This is a genomic window from Dyadobacter sp. HNCC25DJ186, assembly GCF_056895235.1.
On record NZ_JBXHAS010000010.1, the window covers coordinates 1 to 23,073 of the forward strand.

Below are 23,073 nucleotides of genomic sequence, written 5' to 3' on the forward strand. Positions count from 1 at the left end.
CCTTCACTGGGTGCTTCGAAAACTGGGAGAAATTTGCGGTTTCCGCGTACAAGGCGAATTCATGGACGACCCAGCCGCCCAGCGCCTCCTACTCTACAATACATTTTCCCTGGATGGCGCGCCAGGAGTGCCAGCCACGGTGATGGATTACAGAAATCACATGCCGTCAGATCTTTCTGTCCGGATGTTGTTTCTTGCTTTAAAACTTCCTCCTTTTGGGGTGACCAGCTTTTTCGATGTGCAGCGCCGGGTGATCACCATGCATTACACTGAAAGCCGTCTGGCCATTCCGACCGCTATGGACGTCACAGAAAGGACAATCCCGCTAATCCTGCCAGGCAACATTTTAGACCGCCGTCTGGAATTGGACTGGGAGCTGGACACGGACGACGGATTAATGAAAACAGTACCGTCCGAATTTGAAAAGTATACCTCTGAGCTTTACAATGACGAAACCCTTTTCACGCTTAAAGGGAAGTTCTCAACCCTGAAAATGGATACAGCAACCGGTTTACCGATTACCGAACAAAACGGGATTACCAGCCTTACCGGACAGATGGAAAAGAAATTCAAGCCCCGTCTTTTGTACTGGCACGGCCTGATTGCGGGTGTCCCAACAGCCAAAAGCGAGTATGGCAGCACGCGTCTTTCTTTCCATGGATCCAACAATTTGCGAAACAAGTTCTGGAAGCGTTATGAAAATTTCAGGGGTAGCACTTTTCCAGCATCACCCAGTGTTCAGCTCAATTCTTCTGAGCTGGCCAGGTTAGATTTTCACCGGCAAGGCGCCAGCGAAATGGCGGTTCATATCCGCGGGGTGGACTACTTCGTACAGTCCATAAAGGCTAGTTTGCCCCTGTCCAATGTTTCAATACTGGAAGTATTTAAACGCTAAATACCGTCCTACTCTAAAACCCGCATAGCTAACAGATTTGATTTTCAAAACTGTAAATTAAATCTGTTAGTCATGAAAAAACATGTTTCTATCTGGCTGTTGGTCATGCTTACAAGCATGGCCAGCTTTGCCCAGAAAATCAATGTTGACGTCACACTCCCCGATAGTATCGCCGGGAAACAATGGGTGATCGATCAAATCCGGAAAGCGGTAGCAGGTGAGCAGCCGCCAGCGGTTAACCCTTGCAAAGCCGGTCCGGAATTAAAGGGCGTTTCCAACGTTTCAGCTACCGGTCTGAACGGCGAATTTCACGGTATCGACGTGGCCCGGATCAAGTGGGCTATCCTGGACGCGTCAGGAAAAGAGGTTCGTTACGGTGACGCAAAACCTGATGACAACAAACCACGGATCCTGTTTAACCCGTTGCCGCCTGGCAGCTACACCCTGACATTCCGCGGATCCTCTTGCAGCTCTGAAATTTTTACGTATCCCTTCACCATCCCGGGTGAAACCGGATCGGTTTTAAAAGACTGCGAAAAAAAACCGACCATTACCAGCATTGTGCCTGACCTTGAAGGCGCAACCGTCGTTTTTGATGCCAAAAATTTAACGGCCCTTACTTTAACATTGCTTTCTGATCCGTCTAATTCCATTAAATCGGCAAGCTATAATCCGCAAAGCAACACCCTTTATTTCAAATATGGTACCCAAAAACCTGGTGAATACCTGATCCGTCTTACGCCGGTCAGTTGTAAATGGGATCCGTTTGTCAAATCTTTTACGATCAAAGACAAGGGTACCGGTGTTATTGTCCCGCCCGTTGTGGTGGATCCACCGGCAACTGATCCGGGAAACTATAATTATAGTATTGTTACAAAAGGGCATGACGATCACTTAAAGCTGACCGTCACCAAATCGGGGAATGTCAATCTTTTGAATGACTTAGCCAGTCCGCCGCTTGCGGATGGGTATGAATATCGCTACATGATCAACGCGGATCTGATCAAACAATCCACGCCCCTGAAAGACTACGTTTTTGCTGGGCACAATCCCCTTCGAGTGATTAAATTCCAGACAAAGAAAGGCCTGGAAACATTGAATAAATGGTCTGATAAGCCAGAAGGAGGCGGATATTATGATCACCTGGCCGGACAATCCTTTTACCCAAACGTTACGGCCGGACTTCAAACCGGAGTGTTCCAGGGACCGCAGGAAAAGGCCGGTTTCTTAAACCATATTCCGCAAAATTACGACCCGAGTTTGCAGGCTCCCCAATGGGCGGACATCATGCCCGACCTGAAACTGAGTAAAGGGCGTGTTTTCTTTTTGAACCGCGGAGAATGGAGCATGGACCAGGTGATGAAAAAAGGAATCACCCACATAAGCCACCACCAGATCCCGCGGCCAGGCGGTGACGAATCCCTGGCCATGCAGTTGAAAGACCAGGGCATTACCTACAATGACGTGCCGACCATGGTTTCTATTTTTGAACTTGGTGACAATGGTGTTGACAAATGGGTAGACGGCTACAATACCCGCTACTGGCAAAAGGGAGTTCCTACCAAGGAATGGGCCATCCAACAGGCAAAACGCTATACTTGGATAGATAACCTTTGGATCGGTGAGACGATGGAAGGCAACGTCTTCATGCCGGCCGATAAACCTTTCTGGTTTGATTTCTATAAAACGATTGGCGAACTGCAATTTGCCAAGTTTGACAGCAAGGGTATAAAGTCCTACCGATGCCATAATTACTTTATGTTCTGGCCGTCTGCCTACCATTTAGGGCAAAGCGACCGGAAGGATCTTAAAGCACTTTTGCGCAAGACACCGGCAGAAATGCCGCGTACCAATTTCAGCCCTGGCGGGACGCTTTCGAGCACCAACCTGATTGTAGAAGCGGTTTATCTTAGCGCGCCCGACATCCAGAACGGATCTGTTTACGACGCCATTTTTAAGCTACATGTCTTTAAAGCATTAGGCTATGACGGCGGAATTTTTCCGGCCGGCGTTCACGAGTGGAAGCCGAACAATTATGTTGAATACCATTATCCGGACGGCAAATGGTACAACAACGAGAAAATCCCTATTGACCCGAATTCTCTGATTTCCTATGCCTTTTTAAGCCAGGTCTACGGAAAAGTATTTGTTGAGTGGGGCGGTGGTGCAAAGATTACGACAAGAGATTTTAGTCAGGAATGGGCGACAGGTGCCTGGTATCCCAACGGCTCAAATTCGCCGACAGACATACACGGTTTCCCGCACAAAACCGGAACCAACAATTATTATTTTGGCTACAATGCAAGTACCGACCTTTCACGTTTTGGCTTGCAGCTTTGGGCGGATAGTTGGGGCAAATGTGAAGATGGCGAAACCCAATATCTTGAATTCAGGATTGATGGTGGCGACTGGGTAAAACCTCAAAATGCCTACGCTGACGACATTGTAGACGCCTATTTTGAGCAGCGCGGTTTTGTGTATTCCATACGCAAAGACGGCAAAATAGCATGGTTTTATCTGAACACCTTTGCTGACAATCGCCTGCATACAATCGATGTCATTTTCCCGAACTGCAAAGCTGTCAGTCAGCAGGTAGCAGGCAATGGTATCCACGCCAAAATCCAGGATTTATGAAAAAGAACGTCGGCGCCGGCATCCTGATTCTGGCCTGCCTTGTTTTGGGGTACTTCATCACAAAAGGTTTGTCTCACCGTAAACTGAATGGCGACCAGGCCACCCTGATTCAGATAGAAATTGACCGCGAAATTATCAGGGATAGCATCTTTCAATACTCCGAACTGGAACAAAAACACCGCGATTCAGCCCAATTCTATCATGAGAAAGTCGGTATGTCTTTTCAAAAATATGCTGCCGCTATGGCTGATTCTGCTTTGTGGGACAGCCTACGCGCAAAGTACAGCCGAGATCTTACGGAAAAGATACGATCAGGCAATACTGGACAGCGCTATCCGCTACGAATACCTTAAACCACTGGCCTACAACCTCCAACTGGAAAACAAACATTTGATCCAGGAAAACCTTGCGCTCAGGATCCAAAACGATTTGAAAGACAAATACGCAGCACTGGCCGCGAGAGCTTTCAAAATTCAGATGGAAGCAATCAGGCAGAAAGGCAACCGCAAGTTTTGGACGGGCGCGGGCATGGGGGCGTTGGGCACTTTAATCATTCTTAAATTATGAAAACACTTAATTCGATGTTTGCAAACATCTCAGACAAGCACTTTTTAGCCGTATCGGCCGCCTTCGCAGGCATCAAAACAGTTTTCGACACCTACATTTTTTCAGACTGGCAGTTTGTCCTTTTTTTGATCGTCATCATTCTTGTCGATACAGTTTTGGGCACTTACAATGCGTGGAAAAAGAAAACTTTGGAATCCCGAGCCTATGCCAGGCTATTCGAAAAGATCCTGATTTACGGTGGGATCCTGATCACCTCACACGTTCTAATCAGCTTCACAATTTCCGGGACGGCAACCGGACTTTTTAATTGGGTAGATGACCTGATTTTCTGTACCATCATGGTCCGGGAAGCGATTTCGATCTGTGAAAATATCGGGGAAATTCGTCCGGACTTACTCAACAAAAAGCTCCTGGCCAGATTAAAAAAGTTTGACGAATCGGGCGAATTTAAAGACTTAATATAATGGAAATCATTGTAACAAGGCGCTGGCGTGGCGTGAATAGCACCCTTTCGTCTGTCGTTGTAGACGGCAAAGCGCATCATTTTATTTTAGAGGACCGCGACAGAGGCCTAAGATCTGATATGCATCCGGACCAAATTAAAAATGAAAAGATTTATGGCAGAACGGCCATCCCCACCGGCCGCTACCAGGTTGAGATCACCTATTCCAACAGATTTAAAAGGTTATTACCCATACTGGTAAACGTACCTGGCTTTGCAGGGATCCGGATACATCCAGGTAACAGGCATGTTGATACGGAAGGCTGTTTATTGCCTGGTAAAACGTACTGGAAAGAGGAGCAGGATTTTATGGTAGGTACCAGCCGCACAGCTTGCCAGTATCTGCAAACTAAAATTGCGGATGCGATTAAAAAAGGGGAAACGGTTTGGTGTGAGATTGTAAGGGCCTATTAAGACAAATATTTTATTTAACGAAACCCCTTTGAACCTTTGTTCGAAGGGGTTTTAATTTATACTTATATATTACATAGTGAGATTTCCTATTTATTAAAGGGCGGGCGAGAAGTGCAGACTTTTAGAGTGTAAAAATGATAGACTTTTGATTAAAATATTTAAAATCAGTTTGTTATGGTATCTCATTTTGAAATATAAGTGCAACTTTTTAAATTATCGGAAAATCAACCTCTAAACGACAAATTATGGATCCGTCATGGCCAGTTATTGCCGAGAAAGCATTAGATAAAATTCCGATAGATAAAGTTTATGAAGATTTATTGCAACCGAGTTTTCGAAAGGCCGGAGAAGCACTTGCAACAGTAATCGATTTTTCAAACACCATGCTATTTCCATTCTCTTGGATTAATGGTCGCAGGGCCCTATATCTCAAGGACAATCTTATTCGATACCAAAACAAATTAAATGCAGTACAAGACGCTGTTATTGAAGTTCCAGATATGGTAAGCATACCTATCATAGAAAAATTGGCCATTATTACACATAAGGAATTGTCGGAAGGATTTATAAACCTGCTTACAAAAGCATCTTTTGCAAAAACTTTGCCATTGGTGCACCCATCATTTTCTTATATATTAGAGAATCTATCTCCCGATGAGGCCAAAATTTTGTCTGAAATAAAGATATCATCCGCATATCCTGCCTTTTCTATAATGATGCCCTATACCAGAGATGGAAACTCTTTTACTGCCGTGAAGACATTAAGATGTGGACTTGAATTTTCAATAGAATTAGAAATTCCTGAAAACATTGATTTGTACATGGAAAACTTACTCAGGCTTAAAATATTTGAGTTTACAACGGACAAAACCATGGATGATGCAAATTTCGATGGATTACAACGTCAATATGATGTCGAAATTCCTAAGGCATATGAAGGCTGTATTTTAGAAGCGATAAGTTATGAGAGAGGAGTCATGTATCTTTCAGAATTTGGTGCCACCTTCGCACGAGCTTGTATGCGGGATATTGAATCTTAAATTTAGATAGCATTTGACTGACATCACTTATTCGTAATTCTATTAATATTTCACTAAAAACAACAAAGTGATTTTTAGTGAAATATTAATAGAATTAAACATCTTGTTTCTATATTCCATATACAGAATCCACCAAATCGTCATTTTCTGCTCTGCTTGCCGCACTGAAATAATCTTCTGTAACCGAAACAGAACTATGATCAAGCGCATCAGAAACGGCAAAAACATTTCCCGTTTTTCTCTTTGCAATATCTGCAAAGCTGTGCCTAGCAACATGCATACTAATATTACTGACACCTATTTTTTCAGCGATCGTTTTTAAATGGCCATTTATTAAAGCATTCGCAGAAGTTATAACACCAAGCCAACCATCTTCTGTAAATTGTTTTCTACTCTTTCCTTTTAGGAAAGGAAAAACATAGTCGGAAGGTCGCAATCCGTTGTATTGGTAATGAGCAACGATTTCCTTTGCCTTTGAAATCATTTTCTTTGACCTGTATTTTCCAGTTTTTCCGGCAATGTATTCTACCCTGTCTACTTTAATCTGCAACCATTGAAGTTGCAAGATATCGGCCGTTCTCATGCCTTGCAGGTAAAATGACAAGAGAAATATATTCCTACTATGCCATTCGTTGATCCCCGGCCTAATTTCGAGCTTTTCAATTAGCACAATTTGCGCCTCTGATAGCTTATGTCGTTTAGATTTTTCCTTTTTAGGCTTATAGACTTTCCAGGGAGAGCCATTTTCAGGAGTGAAGTAACCTGAATTTAAGGCCTCGTTATAGATGGCTTTGATATTCTTCATATTCGCATGAATCGTATTTACGCCATTTTTAAGCCTTCTCAGGTGTCGTTCGTAATTGATCAGGTATTCATAATTTATTTCCAAAAAGGTGAGGTCACGCGCGCCCTGGTATTCTCTCAATTTCTTTATCACGGATGTTTGAGCCTTTCGCGTCGAAGGTGAAACCATTTTTTTAATCCTTTCGTCAGCAAAATCCAGAAAGCTATCCCCTGTTATTTCCCTTTTCAATTTGGCCGTCAACGTATCAACCGTCACGGTTTTGTTCATGATTTCAGAATCAAGGTATGACCGCTCCAACTCCAATATTTTGGATCTGATTATTGAGTTGATCTGCCGGTATTTGGGATTGGATTTGCGAACTTCTCCTTTTTCAGGATTCCAATGTTCGGGGAGAATTGATACGCCAATTGTTATGCGTTTTGCTTTCCTATGCTGGGTAACTCGAATCTGGATGTTAGAAGTACCATCTTTTTTTTTATAGTTATCCAGCTCTGTGTGAAATGTTATGTTACTCATGTGTGTCCCTGAAACAATCCCTGAAACTTTTGCCGATACTGCACGATTTCGTACGACGGCAAGAAACAAAAAAAGCGCCTTAATATAAAATTAAGGCGCTTTTTTCAATTTCACAAAGGTGCCGGGGCACGCATTTGTGACCCATAGGGGAATCGAACCCCTGTTTCAACCGTGAAAGGGTCGTGTCCTAACCGCTAGACGAATGGGCCGACTGGTCTCCTACTTCGCTTAAATTAAAGCACTTTTCTTTCTTTTTCCGACTCCGTTTCCGTTATCGTGGTGCAAATATGCACGGTTGATTTTTCAATTCCAAATCTCAGATAAAAATAATTTTAAAATAATTTTTAGTTCCTTTATTATCAGTGATTTAAAATGAAAACTTTTTTTTCATTATTATTACCTGATGTTAAATTCACTTAACTTTTTAAATTTGGACAGGCAAAATTCCATTCTCCTATTCAGCACATTTATGATCCGATATATATACGGCCTGGTACTCACATTTGTCATTCTTAACGTCAATGCCCAAAACAAAACGCCCGAGCAATTTCTGGGTTATCCGCTGGGCAATAAATTTACTTTCCACCACCAGATTCTGGATTATTATAAAACAATTGCCGCCCAGAATCCGGATCGCGTAAAACTTATTCAGTACGGGAGCACCTATGAAGGCAGGCCGTTGATGGTCGCGATTGTGGCATCCCCTGAAAATCTTGCCCGTCTGGATGACATACGCAGCAATCATTTAAAAAGCATAAAGTTGGCTAGCGGCAATGCTTATGGAATAACGCCCGCGATCGCCTGGCTTGGTTATAACATTCACGGCAACGAGGCAGTTTCTTCGGAGACGGCTATGAAAGTGATTTATGAATTATTGAACAAAAACAATAGCGCAACACAGGACGTTTTAAAAAATACAATTGTCATGCTCGATCCTTGCAGCAACCCCGATGGCCGTGAGCGCTACGTTTCCTGGTATAATCGCGTTCAGAATGCTGTGCCCGACGTGACGCCTTTTGCCTTGGAACATGACGAACCCTGGCCGGGAGGACGTTTTAATCATTATCTATTCGATCTGAACAGGGACTGGGCGTGGCAAACGCAGAAAGAAACACAGGAACGTGTTGCTTTTTACAACCAATGGATGCCGCATTTACACGCAGATTTTCACGAAATGGGCTCTGCGCGAAGTTATTACTTCCCGCCGGCTGCAAAGCCTTATCACCAGGATATCACCAAATGGCAAAGAGAATTTAATGAAATTCTGGGTGCTAATTGCAGAAAATACTTTGACCAGAGAAACTGGACGTACTTCTCCAAAAAAGACTACGACCTTTTTTATCCAAGTTATGGCGATACCTGGCCAACTTATAACGGTGCAATCGGGATTACCTATGAGCAAGGCGGAGGCAGTCGCGCAGGTCTGGCACTTTCTCGTCCTGACCAAAACGATACCTTGACGCTAAAAAGCCGGATCGAACATCATTACATCACCAGCCTTGCTACGTTGGAAACCATTTCTTCACAGAAAGAAAAAATCGTCAGCGAGTTCATCAGCTTTTATGACAATGCGACACAAAAACCAATTGGCAGTTATAAAACATACCTGATCAAATCCCAGGGGAATGAGGAACGCGTGAGGGCGTTCAGTGCATGGCTGACCAAACAGGGTTTTGAATTTGGAATTGCAGGAAAAAATATGACGCTGAAAGGCACCGAACTGACAAACCAGTCCGAACAAAATATCAAAGCGGAAACAAATGATCTAATGATCAGTGCTTATCAGCCAAAATCGAATTTACTTAAAATACTTTTTGAAGCGCAACCGGTTCTGGAAGACTCGATTACTTATGATATCACCAGCTGGGGACTCTCCTATTTGTACGGTTTGAAAGCGTATGGTTTAAAGGAAAAACTGACGCTTTCTGCCTATCAGCCTGAAAAAATTGAAAACAATCTCTCTGCTGTAAAACCTTACGCCTATCTGGCACGATGGAACAGCGTGGCTGACGCTGTTTTTCTTTCTGAATTATTGAAAAATAAAATTCTGGTCCGTACTTCCAATGTTGCGTTTGAAGCAAACAAAAATTCCTTTGAAGCTGGCACTCTGATCATTACGCAAAAAGGAAATAATCTGTCCAATTTTGACAGTCTCGTTACGGCGCTTGCTACCAAAAATCACGTGAAATTATTTCCAACATCGACAGGTTCAGTAACCTCCGGCGTCGACTATGGCTCTGATGAAGTGGTTTCCATAACACCGCCGAAAATCGTGACGCTTTATGGCGAAGGAATTTCGACAACTTCCATGGGAGCCGTCTGGCATTTTTTCGAACAGCAGATTAAGTATCCGCTGACTTTGGTTTCTCCCGGAAAACTCGCACAACTCCCCTGGGATCAGGTTGATGTGCTGATTTTACCCGATGGAAATTATTCCGGAATTCTGAACGACAAATTGCTTACCAATTTGCAGGACTGGATTAAAAAAGGCGGAAGACTGATTGTTATGGAAAATGCAAACGAGGCGTTTTTGAACAAACCGGGTTTTGATATTTCCAGAAAAATTTCCGGCACGAAGAAGAATACAGATTTATTCAGAAAGTTCGGGAATAAGGAACGTGATGAAAGCAGTTATGCGTCGCCGGGAAGCATGTATCAGGTTACGATGGATACCTCCCACCCGCTCGCTTTTGGTTGCGGCAAGGAATATTTCAGTATAGTCAGAAATGCTTACGGTATAGATTATCTGACAGAAGGATGGAACGTCGGTTACCTTTCAGAAACCGGTTATAGGGCTGGGTTTGTCGGAAACAAGGCGACTGAAAAGCTAAAAAACACGCTGATTATGGGCGTCCAGCAAATGGGCCAGGGCGAGGTCACCTACCTGATGGACGACCCGCTTTTCCGCGGAATGTTGTACAATGGCAAAATACTTTTCAGCAATGCCGTTTTCCGATAATTTTACAGGAAATACCTAACTGCCATTTCATACCCTTTTAATCCCAAACCGCAGATCATTCCTTTGCAGCGGTCTGTCAGAAAACTGTGGTGACGGAATTTTTCCCGGGCATGAATGTTGGAAATATGCACCTCCACAGCCGGGGTAGTCACAGCGGATAATGCGTCGGCCAGGGCAACCGATGTATGAGAATATCCACCTGCATTCACAATAATTCCATCGAAAGAAAAACCTACTTCATGGATCTTGTCAATTAAATCGCCTTCGTGGTTGGACTGGTAATAATGCAGCTGCACTTTGGGGAAATCGTTTTTTAACGTCTTAAAATAGTCTTCAAAAGTCTGTTTTCCATAAACAGTTGGTTCCCGCGTACCCAAAAGATTAAGATTCGGACCGTTAAGAATTAATATTTTTTTCATACAACAGGATTCGGGCCTTACATTTACAGATTAAACAATTTGTGAACTAAAACATTCACTCACCAGGGAATTATTCACGACAATTATGTGGCAAAGCTACATCAAACATTTTAAAAATTACCTGCGGCTGGAAAGGTCATTTTCAGACAATTCAGTGCAGGCCTACATTCGCGACACAGAAAAACTTGCTGAATATCTTGAATTAGCGGCAATAAACCTATCGCCGGTTGATATCAAAGAAGAACATTTACTGGCGTTTTTGAAATATTTATCTGAACTGGGGCTGTCGGCGCATACCCAGGCCAGGATGCTTTCGGGTATCAAAGCGTTTTATAAATATCTGATACTGGAAAATGAAATCACAGAAGATCCGACAGAATTAATCGAAGCGCCACGCCTTCCGCGGAAACTCCCAGATGTACTTTCGTATGAAGAAATAGAGCTAATTTTACAATCTATCGACCATTCTACGCCGGAAGGCACCCGAAACCGAGCCATTATTGAGGTATTATACAGTTCCGGTTTGCGGGTTTCTGAGCTCGTTGGCTTGCAATTAACCTTATGTCATTTCGACATCGGCTTCATTCAAATTTTAGGAAAAGGAGACAAAGTCAGGCTGGTTCCGATCGGGAAAGAAGCGATCAAATATACACAGCTCTATATGGAACATGTACGTAGCGAAGTTGTAATAAAAAAAGAAAGTGAAGACATCGTTTTTCTAAATCGTCGCGGCGGACAGCTTTCCCGGGTTATGGTTTTTCTGATTATAAAAGATGCAGCAGAAAAAGCCGGAATCGCCAAAAACGTTAGTCCGCACACCTTCCGGCATTCATTCGCGACCCACCTCATTGAGGGAGGCGCTAGTTTGCGTGCTGTTCAGGAAATGCTCGGACATGAGTCGATTACTACCACTGAAATATATACGCACCTTGACCGTGACTATCTGAGACAAATAATCACAGAATTCCACCCAAGAAAATAATAAACTTTCGGTTACTTAACTTCCCTCAGCAACGAATCCAGGCCAAGTGTATCAGTCTCGGGCGCATTGATAGGCAAAGCCCGTTCCAATTGTTTTGGTTTATTCCAGGGTGCCGTTGTCCTGCTCGCCATATCGTAACTGATATAAACGAAGATCGAAACAAAAAGTATGAATACAATGATAAAAATCCGGCGGTTCCTGTTTGGTTTTTCTTCCATCACTAATTTAAATCCCGTAATTCTTTCGGTGTTTGATATAAAATAAATTTGCCGGTTTTGGCAGAAACCTCAGCCCATTCCTGGTTTTCAAATTCGACGATTACAAGGCTGCATTTTGACATAGAATCCAGATCTTTTCCTGACAGATATTCGCTGAAATAGGTAATATCCGGATTGTGACCAAAAAGCGCAACCACATTACTTGATTCTGGCAATGCGTTCACGGCTCCAAGATATCCCCGCGGCCCGCCGTCATACAAAACGTCAACTTTAACAATATCTGCTGCCTGAAAATGTAACTGATCGCCTATGATTACCGCAGTCTGATACGCGCGCGCAGCCGGGCTGGACACAAAATAATCAGGACTGATACCTTTTCCTGCTAACCATCTGCCCATCGCCGACGCATCCGTTTTACCTTTTCCCAACAACTCTCTTTCAAAATCCCGAACCATTAATTTCTGGTCTTCGGCTGCGGCATGGCGCACGAGTATCAATGTTTTTTTCATTGTAATATTTTCTCCAAAATTAAAAAATCTGATAAAGGGAATGTAGGGATAGCCAGTAAATAAATAGAAAAAATAGTTGACATAGAAATTTCACCACTCATTTAACTAAAATTACCTTCGAACATTATTTCATACCATATCTGGCACAATAAATACTTAATTTTGTTGGAATAATATCTGTGAACAAAAATAATTGCTATATATCGGTATGTTACAGTTTTTTAAATATGTCCTCGCTACGCTTGTTGGCATTTTTGCCTTCTTCGTTTTATCAATATTCATACTGGTCGGCATCGGATCGAAGCTTTCCTCGGAAGAGAAAGTAGTAGTTGAAGATAAATCGGTTCTCAAACTCGATCTCAATAAACCGATACAGGAGATTGGCGTTGAAAATCCATTGGCAGATATCGGCGGTCCATTTGCCGGAAATGAAAACGTAACCGGTTTGAAAGATATTATTGACGCTTTGAAAAGCGCTCAGAAGGATAGCAAAATAAAAGGAATTTATCTCAAAGCAGAAGGACCAGCAGCTGGCTGGGCTACGCTGGAAGAAATCAGAAACCAGCTTTTAGAATTCAAAAAATCTAAAAAGTTTGTTGTTGCTTACGGCGAATCCTACTCTGAAAAAGGATACTATCTGGCTTCTGTTGCGGATAAAATTTACCTGAATCCAGCTGGCGGAATGGAATGGAACGGCATGTCAGCTGAGTATAGTTTTTACAAAGGAACATTTGATAAACTGGAAATCAAGCCGGAAGTTTTCCGTGTAGGTTCGTTCAAAAGCGCTATTGAAATGTTCTCCCGGGAAAACATGAGCGATTCCAGCAAAAAACAGTCTGCCGAGTTGATTGGAGCGATTTATGGTAATTTTTTGAAAAACGTTTCAGCATCCCGCGGTGTGTCAGTTGACAGATTGAAAAATTTTGCGGATTCACTTACCATCGAAAATCCGGAAGCTGCTCTGAAAAATAAACTGGTTACAAATCTTGGATACTGGGATGAATTTGAAACAGTTATCAAAAAAGATCTGAGTATCGATGCCGATAAAAATATCTCTTATGTAGGGGTTGAGAAATATATAAAATCTGATGCGGCGCCGGAAGAAGGTGATTTTAATAACCGTGTGGCTGTTTTGGTTGCAGAAGGGGAAATTAATTCAGGCGAAGGAAGCAGCGAATCGATCGGTTCGGACGATTTTGTGAAAGAACTGAAAAAAATACGTGATAATGATAAGATCAAGGCGATTGTAATCCGTATCAATTCTCCCGGCGGAAGCGCACTGGCATCTGACGTGATGTGGAGAGAAATTCAACTTACGGCTAAGAAAAAACCTGTTATTGCTTCCATGTCGGACGTTGCTGCTTCGGGCGGATATTACATGGCGATGGGTTGTGATAAAATTATCGCACAGCCAAATACCATCACAGGTTCAATCGGAATTTTCGGACTGATCTTCAATGTAAAAGATTTTATGAATAATAAGCTGGGCGTAACTTTCGATGCAGTGAAAACGAGCGAACATGCAGATTGGCCGACCGCAACACGTGACATGACTGAATTTGAGAAATCGATGATTCAGAAAAGTGTTAATGAAGGTTACGAAAAATTCACAGCGAAAGCTGCTGCCGGCAGAAAAATGCCTGTGGAAAAACTGAGAAGTCTTGCGCAGGGCCGTGTCTGGTCAGGCGTTGAGGCGAAAGCAAACGGATTGGTTGACGAACTTGGAGGCGTTGATGATGCCATTAAAATAGCGGCAAAAGCTGCGAAATTAAAAGACGGCGATTACCGTGTTCGTTATTATCCTGAAAAGAAAAAGCCTTTCGAAGAATTACTTGCAAAAATGATGGATGATTCGGAGGAAAAAGTGATGGATAAAAATCTTGGCGATCTCTCTTCTTACGTTAAAATGTACAAAAAACTAATGAACATGGGCGGTACGCAAACAAGAATGCCTTTTGAATTGGTTATCAGATAGTATGGAAATATTTAAGTAAAAAATCCCTGATTGCTATTGCGGTCAGGGATTTTTTGTTGCAAATTGATTTCCAGCACTTGTCAGTTGAGGTTCTCTACTTATTGTATAGCAATACCCAGCAACTCATATAGTTCCTGACGTCCTTTGGAAGTAATAATCAACGCACGCGAAAAATCAACTTTCTTAAACCAATTTCTCTGAATTGCTTTATCAAAAAAAACTGCCCCTAGCTGTCCAGCCAGATGCGGTCTTCGTTCCGACCAGTCAAGACACTGACGGGTCAGCGGGCGACGATTATTTTTAAACTCGTTTTCTACAATTCCAATCTGGCTAAACAGCCTCCACCCCTTTTCTGTGATCAGATATTCCTTTTCAAACTTTATCAAGCAGCCTTTCGCCTCCATTGCTTCTACAATAGATACGCCTACATATCCAGCCAAATGGTCGTAGCAGCTTCTACAATAGCTAACTTTATTCGTTACAGTCTGCTTGCTTCGCTTTTTGGACATCGTATCACTTGCCAAATTAGCCAATGCCTCAATGACATATGCGACGTCTGGACTCGAGAATGAAAAATACCTGTGCCTTCCCTGGACTTCAACCTTGACGAGGTTCGCTTCAAGTAATTTTGACAAATGATTACTTGCCGAAGTTGCAGATACGCCAGCAGCTATTGCTAGCTCGCTTGGAGTATATGCCCTTCCATCAAGTAAATTCCACAACATTTTTGCTCTAACTGGCTCACATATCAAAGCAGAAATTCCCACAAATGTTTCTTCAACCTCCATAGTTCATTTTAAAATGAAATATAAAATTAAGCATTGTATTAAATTTGACCAATCATAAAAAACAAGAAATACACATGAATTCAATTGAAATAATTTTACTGAACTTCTCCGAAATTAGGAGGCGCAGCATTAAGTTATGGAACGGCATTCCTGATAAATACCTAGACTGGAAACCGGATCAACCAGCATTCACGGTAATTGAAATGATAAGACACGTTTTGGAAGGGGAACATCTTTATCATCGAATTATCGAACAACAAGGGGATTTAGGGGATTATCAATCACCCTGGAACGGACTAAAATACTCAAATCTAGAATACGAATTACAATTTTCAGAAAAATACAGGATGGAATTTCTGGCTATGATTAATGGATTAAATGAATCAGATTTAGAATATATACGTATTGAGAGGAAAGAAGTAGGACAAAGCAAAACACTTGGAGACTACCTCAACCGAATCGCTTATCACGAATCTGTTCACACGGGACAAATGTTAAGTTATCTTCGAACAATTGGAATTAAGCCACCTAAATTATGGGATTAAAAGAAAAATGGGATTATTTAAGAATTTAGTACAACTGATAAATTGGCACATTTCTCAACCGATGTAAGAGTTTCTAGAATCAAAAAAATGTTTTCCGGTGAACAAACGTAATATAAAACCTAAACAACTTTGCCGGTTTCCTGATCAATTTCTTTTCTCACGATCAGTACAGCATGTTGATTTGGAGCAATTTCCACGCCATCCAATTTGGCATAAACCTTCGTGAATTCAGCGCCAAAATAGAGTATGATTGAAGAGTAATAAACCCAGGTCAACAATATCACAATGGACGCCGAAGTCCCATACGTCGCACCAAGGTCCGCTTTTCCGATGTAAAATGTGATCACAAATTTACCAATCAGAAATAAAGTTGCTGTGAAACCGGCACCCACCAGACATTCCTTCCAGCGTAAATATCCATCAGGAAGTACTTTGAAAATGACGGTAAAAAGCGCTGTTATGATGGCCAGAACAATCGCCAGGTTGACGATATAAAAAAGGATCACAGAAGCTTCGGAGAAATATTGTGCAAGCTGTGCACTCAATAAATCCACCATTGCATTGACACCCAGAGAAACAAGTAACAGAAAACCCAGCGTCAGGATAATGGAAAAAGACAGCAATCTGTTTTTCAAATATTGAAGCCAGCCCTTTTTAGGCTTTGCTTTTATGGACCAGATATAATTTATCGAATCCTGAATTTCAGCAAAAACCCCGGTTGCACCAATAAGTAACGTTGCAATACCGATGCCTGCCGCAACGCCGGATTTATTAGAAACTTCTGCATTTTTTAGGATTTCCTGTAATTGTGTGGCGGCATTATCGCCCACCAAGCCGCGTATCTGTCCGAACAATTCACCCTGAATTGCATCCCTTCCAAAAAATAAACTAAAAATTGAAATGATTACCAGCAACATCGGCGCCAGTGAGAAAACCGTATAATAAGACAACGCTGCACTTAATTTCATCCCATTGTCATTCATGAATTCGCTAAAACTCTCTGACAATAAATGGAAGGCAAATTTGATTTGTTTCATCACATGTGTGTTAAAGGAGAATTTAATTTGGCTCTAAGAAACCAAAAAGATTCATGCCAGCCAACCCTGAAGGCAAAGAAGTCAACTTTTTGAGAGTTGACTTCCTTTAAATATAAGGCAGGATTCTCAAATTTATCAAAGTAACAATCCAGCCAAAGTAGCCGACATATAACTCGCCAAAGTTCCGCAAATCAAAGCTTTAAAACCCAGACGCGCCAAATCAGCCCGTCGTGTTGGAGCCAACTCCCCTATGCCACCTACCTGAATTGCGATCGAACTGAAATTGGCAAAACCACAAAGGGCAAAACTTGTGATTACAATGGTTTTCTGATCCAGAGTATCTTTCATTTTTACCAAATCAAGGTATGCAACGAATTCATTGATTACCATTTTGGTACCCATTAATGAGCCCGCAGCCTCAATATCTTTCCCTGGAACACCCATGGCCCAGGCGAAAACAGAAAATATTTTCCCCAAAACAAAGTTGAAACTCAGTTGAGGAAAGGCAAAAATACCTCCGATTAAGCCCAGTAAATAATCCAGCAGTGCAACGAGCGCAATAAACCCGATCAACATCGCGATAACATTGAACCCAACTTTCAACCCTTCGCCAGCTCCGGCAGCAATGGCATCCAATAAATTCGCGTGTGATTTTTGAATTTCAAGTTTTACAGCACCTTTGGTATTGGAAGTTTCCGTTTCCGGGAAAACAATTTTTGAGATAACAAGCGCGCCAGGAGCCGCCATCAAACTTGCCGCAATTAAGTATGGCGCAGGAACACCAAGCGAAATATATACCGCCATAACGCCCCCTGCAATACAGGCAAAACTTCCTGTCATCGAAGCAAGAAGTTCTGAGTTAGTCATATTTTTCAAATAAGGCTTAATCATAATCTGCGCCTCAACCTGGCCTACGAACGTACTCGCAACATTAGAAACAGCTTCCGCGCCGCTCACACCCATCAACCAATATACGCCTCTGGCCATAATGGAAACGACACGTTGCATAATACCTAAATGGTAAAGCATGTTCACCAGAACGGCCACGAAAATTATGGTTGGAATAACCTTAAAAAAGAAAACAAAATCATTCCCGGGCCCAAAGGCTTTTGCCATCAGTTCCGGACGAACAAGCGTACCGAACACAAAATCAGCACCCTTATCGGAAAAAGAAAGTAACTTTTGAACTTTTGCACCCAGCCATTGAAAAATAGCCTGCCCTGTGTCTGTCCGAAGAATGAATACTGCCAGCCCAAACTGAATTCCCAACCCGACTCCAACCGTACGATAATTAATTGCTTTACGATTGTTTGACATTGCGTAGGCAATACCCAAAATCAATACAATTCCAAACAGACCAGTAAATCTTTCCATGAAAATAATTTGTTACCATCAAACCAAGGTGCAAAATAACAAACAAATCTATTGGAAGTTACCGGAATCACAAAATAAGATATTGATCCATTGCCGGATCATTGTTAAACAATAAATTTTTCGCCTAATATCTAATAGTTAAAAGGGCGGTTGTTGATGAAGTGTAAAATTGATCAGGGTTATAGTTGTGAACTGGCTTGATTAATAATGGCTGTCTGACGTGCAGTCAATTTCCAGCCATTTGCACCTCTCAGCCACATATCGGTAAATCTGCTATTGGAAGTACCCTTCGTTTCCTGTGTAATTTCCCTGATTTCATGCCCCATGACCACAGCGACATTTTCATTGATGGATATTCTCTCAATAACCCGTTCTCCCTGGATTTCCTTAACCTGGGAATTACTTATTTTAGTTTTTAAATCAGCTAACGTCTGAATTTTGTTTTCACAAGTATTTACAACCAGATCAGGAGACCACAAGGCATATAACGTTGTCGTGTCAAGATTCTTTAAAGCCTCATTTTCCTTCATTTCCAGACTTCTGATTTGCTCTTCCAGATTTTCTACCGGAATTTTGTTATCCGTTTGGTTATCAGATACATTTTCAATAAAAACCCGCGAATCAGGATTGAGAATTCCTGATGGCGTTTTAGATCTTAACTTGAATGACGTTGCAATTAAGATTAAGAAAATAAAAATAATTATATTCCTTTTCATGGCTGTGTGCTGGTTAAGCTGCTGGTTCTTTATATTTTGCAAAAATCTTGTGCCAGTACCCCGGCATTTCGATTTAGGTTACAAATATTTAAATAAAATATTCTTTATAATAGAGTATAATTACCTGATTTATATATACGTACGAATATCTACGAAGTAACGATTAATTAAATAAAAAAAGAGAGCCGGTTTCCCGACTCTCCCCAATGATGAACCTTATACTTATTTAATACCCAAGAACGGGTGCCAGCCATTTCTCAATTTCTTCAAGCGGCATATCTTTTCTTCTCGCATAATCCTCGACCTGATCTTTGAATATTTTCCCGACTGGGAAATATCGGCTTTCCGGATGCGAAAAGTACCAGCCACTCACACTGCTCGCAGGGTACATTGCGTAACTTTCGGTCAGTGTAATCCCAAGTTGCTCTGCATTCAACAGATCAAATAATTTACGCTTTTCTGTATGATCCGGACAAGCAGGATAACCCGGTGCCGGACGAATTCCGCTATATGATTCTTTGATTAACTCTTCATTGGTAAAATTCTCGTCAGGTGTTTGTCCCCAGATTTCTTTGCGGACGCGCTCGTGCATCAGTTCAGTAAGTGCTTCAACCAGGCGGTCACCCAATGCCTTCACCATGATGCTGTTATAATCGTCATGATCCGCTTCAAATTTTTCGATTAATGGCTCAATCCCGATACCGGCAGTCACGGCAAAACCTCCAATATAGTCCAGATGCCCGCTTTCCAAAGGTGCTACAAAATCTGACAAACAATAATTAGCCAAACCTTTCGCTTTTTCACTTTGCTGACGCAGGTGATGCAAAACAGTCATGGTATCATTTACCAGTTCTCCACCATTAATTTGCGCCGCTGTTTGCTGGCTAATTTTGTACTCGATATGCTCATGTGAACCATGACGCTCACCTGAATTTTCTGTCACTACTTCTTCAAAGTGATGCAAAACAATATCATCTTCAATCGAATTAGCCGGCCAGAAACCTATAACTGCCTTTGCCTTTAAACTTTTATCACGGATGATCTGACCCAGAAGAACAGCGGCATCTTCATACAACCGCATCGCCTCTGCGCCGACCACCTTATCTTCAAATATTTTAGGGTATTTTCCATGCAGCTGCCAGGTCTGGAAAAAGGGCGTCCAGTCAATGTATTTGGCTATATCCGCCAGGTCATAGTCGTCATATACCCGTGTTCCTAAAAACTGAGGCTTCTTCGCCTTGAAGTTCGTCCAGTCTATTTTTGCTTTGTTCTCACGCGCTTTATTAATTTCAACGTGCGCCTTTTCACCGCTCCGCTTCGCATGGTCTTCCCGCAATTTTGCATACTCACCTTTGATGTCAGCCAAAACCTGCGCCTGGCTCAACTCACTCTGGATTAATTTCCCGGCAACAGGAACCGATCTCGATGCATCGAGCACGTGAATCACAGCACCTGAATAATTCGGATCGATTTTGACGGCTGTGTGAATACGAGACGTGGTAGCTCCGCCTATTAACAAAGGCATTTTAAAATGACGGCGCTCCATTTCTTTTGCAACACCAACCATTTCATCCAGTGAAGGCGTGATCAATCCTGAAAGACCGATGATATCAACATTATGCTCAATCGCAGCTGCAAGAATTTTATCCGTTGGCACCATTACGCCAAGATCTATGATCTCGTAATTGTTACAACCCAAAACGACACCCACGATATTTTTCCCAATATCATGAACGTCACCCTTCACCGTGGCAAGCAAAATCTTACCTGCAAACGAAGAACCTTCCTGTTTTTCTGCTTCTATATAAGGTTGTAAAAATGCCACTGCTTTTTTCATCACTCGTGCAGATTTTACCACCTGTGGAAGGAACATTTTGCCTTCCCCAAACAAATCGCCGACAATGCTCATCCCATCCATCAACGGTCCTTCGATAATTTCGAGCGGCCGGGCGAACATTGGCAGACATTCTTCAACATCCTCTTCAATGAAATCTGCGTTTCCTTTTACCAAAGCATGACTGATTCTTTCACGAACCGGCAGCGTGCGCCAGGTAAGGTCCGGGCCACTTGCTACTTTCCCTTTATCTTTTACAGTTTCAGCGAACGCCACCAGTTTTTCCGTCGCCTCTTCATTACGGTTCAGAAGTACGTCTTCCACCATAATCAAAAGATCCTTAGGAATTTCGTCATAAATGCCGATCTGTCCGGCGTTTACAATACCCATATCCATACCGGCTTTGATCGCATGGTACAAAAATGCGGTATGGATTGCTTCACGTACCAACTCATTTCCGCGGAAACTGAACGAAACATTTGAAACTCCCCCTGAAACTTTCGCCAGCGGCAGATTCGCTTTGATCCATTTTATTGATTCAATAAAATCTACAGCATAGTTATTATGCTCTTCCATACCCGTTGCGACGGTCAGGATGTTCGGATCAAAAATGATATCCTGAGCCGGGAAACCAACTTCGTCAACCAGAATTCGATAGGCGCGGCTACAAATTTCTTTTCTTCTTTCAAGATTATCAGCCTGACCGGTTTCGTCAAATGCCATTACGACAGCAGCAGCCCCATAACGCAAAACTGCTCTTGCAGATTCTTTAAATTTCTCTTCCCCTTCTTTCAGAGAAATCGAGTTTACAATGGCTTTTCCTTGTACACATTTCAACCCGGCTTCGATCACTTCCCATTTAGAGGAGTCAATCATCAAAGGCACACGCGAAATATCAGGTTCAGCGGCGATCAGGTTTACGAAAGTTTTCATAGCTTCCGCCCCATCAATCATCCCTTCGTCCATATTGATATCGATCACCTGCGCACCGTTTTCAACCTGGTCGCGGGCAACAGATAATGCTTCATCGAATTTCCCAGTACGGATCAGACGCGCAAACATTTTTGAGCCAGATACGTTGCAACGCTCACCAATATTGACAAAATTGGTAAGCTTTGTAATATCCATCGGCTCCAGACCTGAAAGTTTTAATATCTTTTCAGATTCAGGAATGACGCGTGGTTTATACTTTCCGGCAAGGTCAGCGATTACGCGGATGTGCCCCGGCGTTGTTCCGCAGCAGCCACCGATGATATTGATCAGACTGTCCCGTAAAAATCCATCAATGACTTCGCCCATTTGTTCCGGCGATTCATCATATTCTCCCATCTCGTTTGGCAAACCCGCGTTCGGGTGCGCAGAAGTGTAAAAAGGCGAATTATTTGCCAGAATCTGCACGTAAGGACGCATCAGATCTGCTCCCAAAGCACAGTTCAAACCAACTGACAACAGTGGCAAATGTGAAATAGAAGTTAAAAATGCTTCGGTTGTTTGACCAGAAAGGGTACGACCGGATGCGTCAGTGATCGTTCCGGATACCATAATCGGCAGGAATCCGTCTGCTCCGGTTTTCCAGCTTGACAAAACTTCTACCAAACCATTTTTCGCATCCGTAAAAAATTTATCTATGGCGAAAAGCGCTGCTTTCGCATTCAATGTATCAAAAACAGTTTCAACCAAAAGCAGATCACAACCTCCGTCCGTCAAGCCTTTTATTTGTTCATAATAAGCTTCGACAAGCTGGTCAAAAGTGATTGCGCGGTATCCGGGATTATTTACGTCAGGAGACAACGAAGCAGTACGGTTTGTCGGCCCCATTGAACCTGCGACAAAACGAGGCTTTTCAGGCTCGCGTTCTGTAAATTCATCGGCAACTTCACGTGCCAGTCTTGCAGATTCAAAGTTTAATTCATAAACCAACTCCTCCATACCGTAATCTGCCATGGCGATTGTGGTTCCGGAAAATGTATTTGTTTCAGCAATATCAGCACCCGCTTCGAAGTAGGCGGCGTGGATTTCTTTAATTACATCAGGACGGGTTAGCGAAAGGAGATCGTTATTGCCTTTTACATCATGAGGCCAATCCTTGAATCTTTCTCCGCTGTAATCATAATCTTCTAATTTATAGCGCTGTATCATCGTACCCATCGCTCCGTCCAGAACCAGAATACGTTCTTTTAATATCTCCCGAATGTCAAACTTTTGTGCTGTAATCATTATGTGTCTTTTCTGTTACGAAAATATATCCCGCCATTTTAAATTTACAATAATCCTATGCAGATTAAAACCGCACACTTATTGACAATACAAATTTACATTACCAGATGTTTTATTCAATAATTTG

At 42.3% G+C, this 23,073-nt stretch carries 19 protein-coding genes, 1 tRNA gene and 1 pseudogene; 10 read left to right on the forward strand and 11 right to left on the reverse strand.

Annotation, left to right across the window (positions count from 1 at the left end):
- Together AC1XUO_RS23425 and AC1XUO_RS23430 are read left to right on the forward strand one after the other, a co-directional pair.
- A pseudogene (locus AC1XUO_RS23425) lies at positions 1-895 on the forward strand (hypothetical protein); the annotation flags it as partial.
- 72 nt (positions 896-967) lie between these two features.
- Positions 968-3,529, forward strand: coding sequence for a hypothetical protein (locus AC1XUO_RS23430; protein WP_483332268.1), 2,562 nt, complete (start codon positions 968-970; stop codon positions 3,527-3,529).
- On the opposite strand, the gene AC1XUO_RS23435 is transcribed toward AC1XUO_RS23430, so the two are convergent.
- Positions 3,481-3,702: a hypothetical protein gene (locus AC1XUO_RS23435; RefSeq protein ID WP_483332269.1), complete on the reverse strand. Its 222-nt coding sequence runs from the start codon at positions 3,700-3,702 to the stop codon at positions 3,481-3,483. The genes AC1XUO_RS23430 and AC1XUO_RS23435 overlap by 49 nt on opposite strands.
- 28 nt (positions 3,703-3,730) lie before the next feature.
- On the opposite strand from AC1XUO_RS23435, the gene AC1XUO_RS23440 reads away from it, so the two are divergent.
- The 4 genes from AC1XUO_RS23440 to AC1XUO_RS23455 all read left to right on the forward strand — a co-directional run bounded on the left by AC1XUO_RS23440 (position 3,731) and on the right by AC1XUO_RS23455 (position 6,052).
- Positions 3,731-4,096, forward strand: coding sequence for a hypothetical protein (locus tag AC1XUO_RS23440; RefSeq protein ID WP_483332270.1), 366 nt, complete (start codon positions 3,731-3,733; stop codon positions 4,094-4,096).
- On the forward strand, positions 4,093-4,560 hold the full coding sequence (locus AC1XUO_RS23445) for a phage holin family protein (protein ID WP_483332271.1): 468 nt from the start codon (positions 4,093-4,095) through the stop codon (positions 4,558-4,560). Before AC1XUO_RS23440 ends, AC1XUO_RS23445 begins: the two co-directional genes overlap by 4 nt.
- Complete coding sequence (locus tag AC1XUO_RS23450) at positions 4,560-5,012, forward strand: DUF5675 family protein (RefSeq protein WP_483332272.1); 453 nt, start codon at positions 4,560-4,562, stop codon at positions 5,010-5,012. Before AC1XUO_RS23445 ends, AC1XUO_RS23450 begins: the two co-directional genes overlap by 1 nt.
- A 245-nt stretch (positions 5,013-5,257) precedes the next feature.
- Positions 5,258-6,052: an Abi-alpha family protein gene (locus tag AC1XUO_RS23455; protein WP_483332273.1), complete on the forward strand. Its 795-nt coding sequence runs from the start codon at positions 5,258-5,260 to the stop codon at positions 6,050-6,052.
- Between the two features lie 109 nt (positions 6,053-6,161).
- Here the strand turns inward: AC1XUO_RS23455 and AC1XUO_RS23460 are convergent, their stop codons facing one another.
- Both AC1XUO_RS23460 and AC1XUO_RS23465 read right to left on the reverse strand, forming a co-directional pair.
- Positions 6,162-7,373 (reverse strand): phage integrase SAM-like domain-containing protein, encoded by a 1,212-nt coding sequence (locus AC1XUO_RS23460; protein ID WP_483332274.1) that lies wholly within the window; start codon positions 7,371-7,373, stop codon positions 6,162-6,164.
- Between the two features lie 137 nt (positions 7,374-7,510).
- Positions 7,511-7,582: transfer RNA gene (locus tag AC1XUO_RS23465), tRNA-Glu, on the reverse strand.
- A gap of 260 nt (positions 7,583-7,842) precedes the next feature.
- On the opposite strand from AC1XUO_RS23465, the gene AC1XUO_RS23470 reads away from it, so the two are divergent.
- Positions 7,843-10,332 carry a M14 family metallopeptidase gene (locus tag AC1XUO_RS23470; RefSeq protein ID WP_483332275.1) on the forward strand — a complete coding sequence of 830 codons (2,490 nt, stop codon included), beginning with the start codon at positions 7,843-7,845 and terminating at the stop codon, positions 10,330-10,332.
- A 2-nt stretch (positions 10,333-10,334) separates the two neighbouring features.
- On the opposite strand, the gene aroQ is transcribed toward AC1XUO_RS23470, so the two are convergent.
- Positions 10,335-10,751, reverse strand: a complete 417-nt coding sequence (gene aroQ / locus AC1XUO_RS23475; RefSeq protein WP_483332276.1) for a type II 3-dehydroquinate dehydratase — start codon at positions 10,749-10,751, stop codon at positions 10,335-10,337.
- Positions 10,752-10,836: 85 nt separating this feature from the next.
- Here aroQ and xerD point away from each other — a divergent pair, with 85 nt between their 5' ends.
- Positions 10,837-11,733 carry a site-specific tyrosine recombinase XerD gene (gene xerD / locus AC1XUO_RS23480; protein WP_483332277.1) on the forward strand — a complete coding sequence of 299 codons (897 nt, stop codon included), beginning with the start codon at positions 10,837-10,839 and terminating at the stop codon, positions 11,731-11,733.
- 11 nt (positions 11,734-11,744) lie between these two features.
- Here the strand turns inward: xerD and AC1XUO_RS23485 are convergent, their stop codons facing one another.
- A complete protein-coding gene (locus AC1XUO_RS23485) occupies positions 11,745-11,951 on the reverse strand; it encodes a hypothetical protein (protein ID WP_483332278.1) in 207 nt (68 codons plus the stop codon).
- A gap of 2 nt (positions 11,952-11,953) precedes the next feature.
- On the reverse strand, positions 11,954-12,460 hold the full coding sequence (locus tag AC1XUO_RS23490; protein ID WP_483332279.1) for a SixA phosphatase family protein: 507 nt from the start codon (positions 12,458-12,460) through the stop codon (positions 11,954-11,956).
- Positions 12,461-12,668: 208 nt separating this feature from the next.
- Between AC1XUO_RS23490 and sppA the strand changes: the two genes are divergently transcribed.
- Positions 12,669-14,435: a signal peptide peptidase SppA gene (sppA, locus tag AC1XUO_RS23495; RefSeq protein WP_483332280.1), complete on the forward strand. Its 1,767-nt coding sequence runs from the start codon at positions 12,669-12,671 to the stop codon at positions 14,433-14,435.
- Between the two features lie 98 nt (positions 14,436-14,533).
- Here sppA and AC1XUO_RS23500 read toward each other — a convergent pair whose 3' ends face one another.
- Positions 14,534-15,223 carry an ArsR/SmtB family transcription factor gene (locus tag AC1XUO_RS23500; RefSeq protein WP_483332281.1) on the reverse strand — a complete coding sequence of 230 codons (690 nt, stop codon included), beginning with the start codon at positions 15,221-15,223 and terminating at the stop codon, positions 14,534-14,536.
- Between the two features lie 74 nt (positions 15,224-15,297).
- Here AC1XUO_RS23500 and AC1XUO_RS23505 point away from each other — a divergent pair, with 74 nt between their 5' ends.
- The gene (locus AC1XUO_RS23505; RefSeq protein ID WP_483332282.1) at positions 15,298-15,768 is read left to right on the forward strand and encodes a DinB family protein; all 471 of its coding nucleotides are present in this window, start codon (positions 15,298-15,300) and stop codon (positions 15,766-15,768) included.
- A 119-nt stretch (positions 15,769-15,887) separates the two neighbouring features.
- Here the strand turns inward: AC1XUO_RS23505 and AC1XUO_RS23510 are convergent, their stop codons facing one another.
- The 4 genes from AC1XUO_RS23510 to metH all read right to left on the reverse strand — a co-directional run bounded on the left by AC1XUO_RS23510 (position 15,888) and on the right by metH (position 22,946).
- Positions 15,888-16,805 carry a YihY/virulence factor BrkB family protein gene (locus tag AC1XUO_RS23510; RefSeq protein ID WP_483332283.1) on the reverse strand — a complete coding sequence of 306 codons (918 nt, stop codon included), beginning with the start codon at positions 16,803-16,805 and terminating at the stop codon, positions 15,888-15,890.
- Positions 16,806-16,940: 135 nt separating this feature from the next.
- Positions 16,941-18,179: a NupC/NupG family nucleoside CNT transporter gene (locus AC1XUO_RS23515; protein WP_483332284.1), complete on the reverse strand. Its 1,239-nt coding sequence runs from the start codon at positions 18,177-18,179 to the stop codon at positions 16,941-16,943.
- 179 nt (positions 18,180-18,358) lie between these two features.
- Positions 18,359-18,895 carry a nuclear transport factor 2 family protein gene (locus tag AC1XUO_RS23520; protein ID WP_483332285.1) on the reverse strand — a complete coding sequence of 179 codons (537 nt, stop codon included), beginning with the start codon at positions 18,893-18,895 and terminating at the stop codon, positions 18,359-18,361.
- A gap of 226 nt (positions 18,896-19,121) precedes the next feature.
- The gene (gene metH, locus AC1XUO_RS23525) at positions 19,122-22,946 is read right to left on the reverse strand and encodes a methionine synthase (protein ID WP_483332286.1); all 3,825 of its coding nucleotides are present in this window, start codon (positions 22,944-22,946) and stop codon (positions 19,122-19,124) included.
- Positions 22,947-23,073 lie beyond the last annotated feature (127 nt).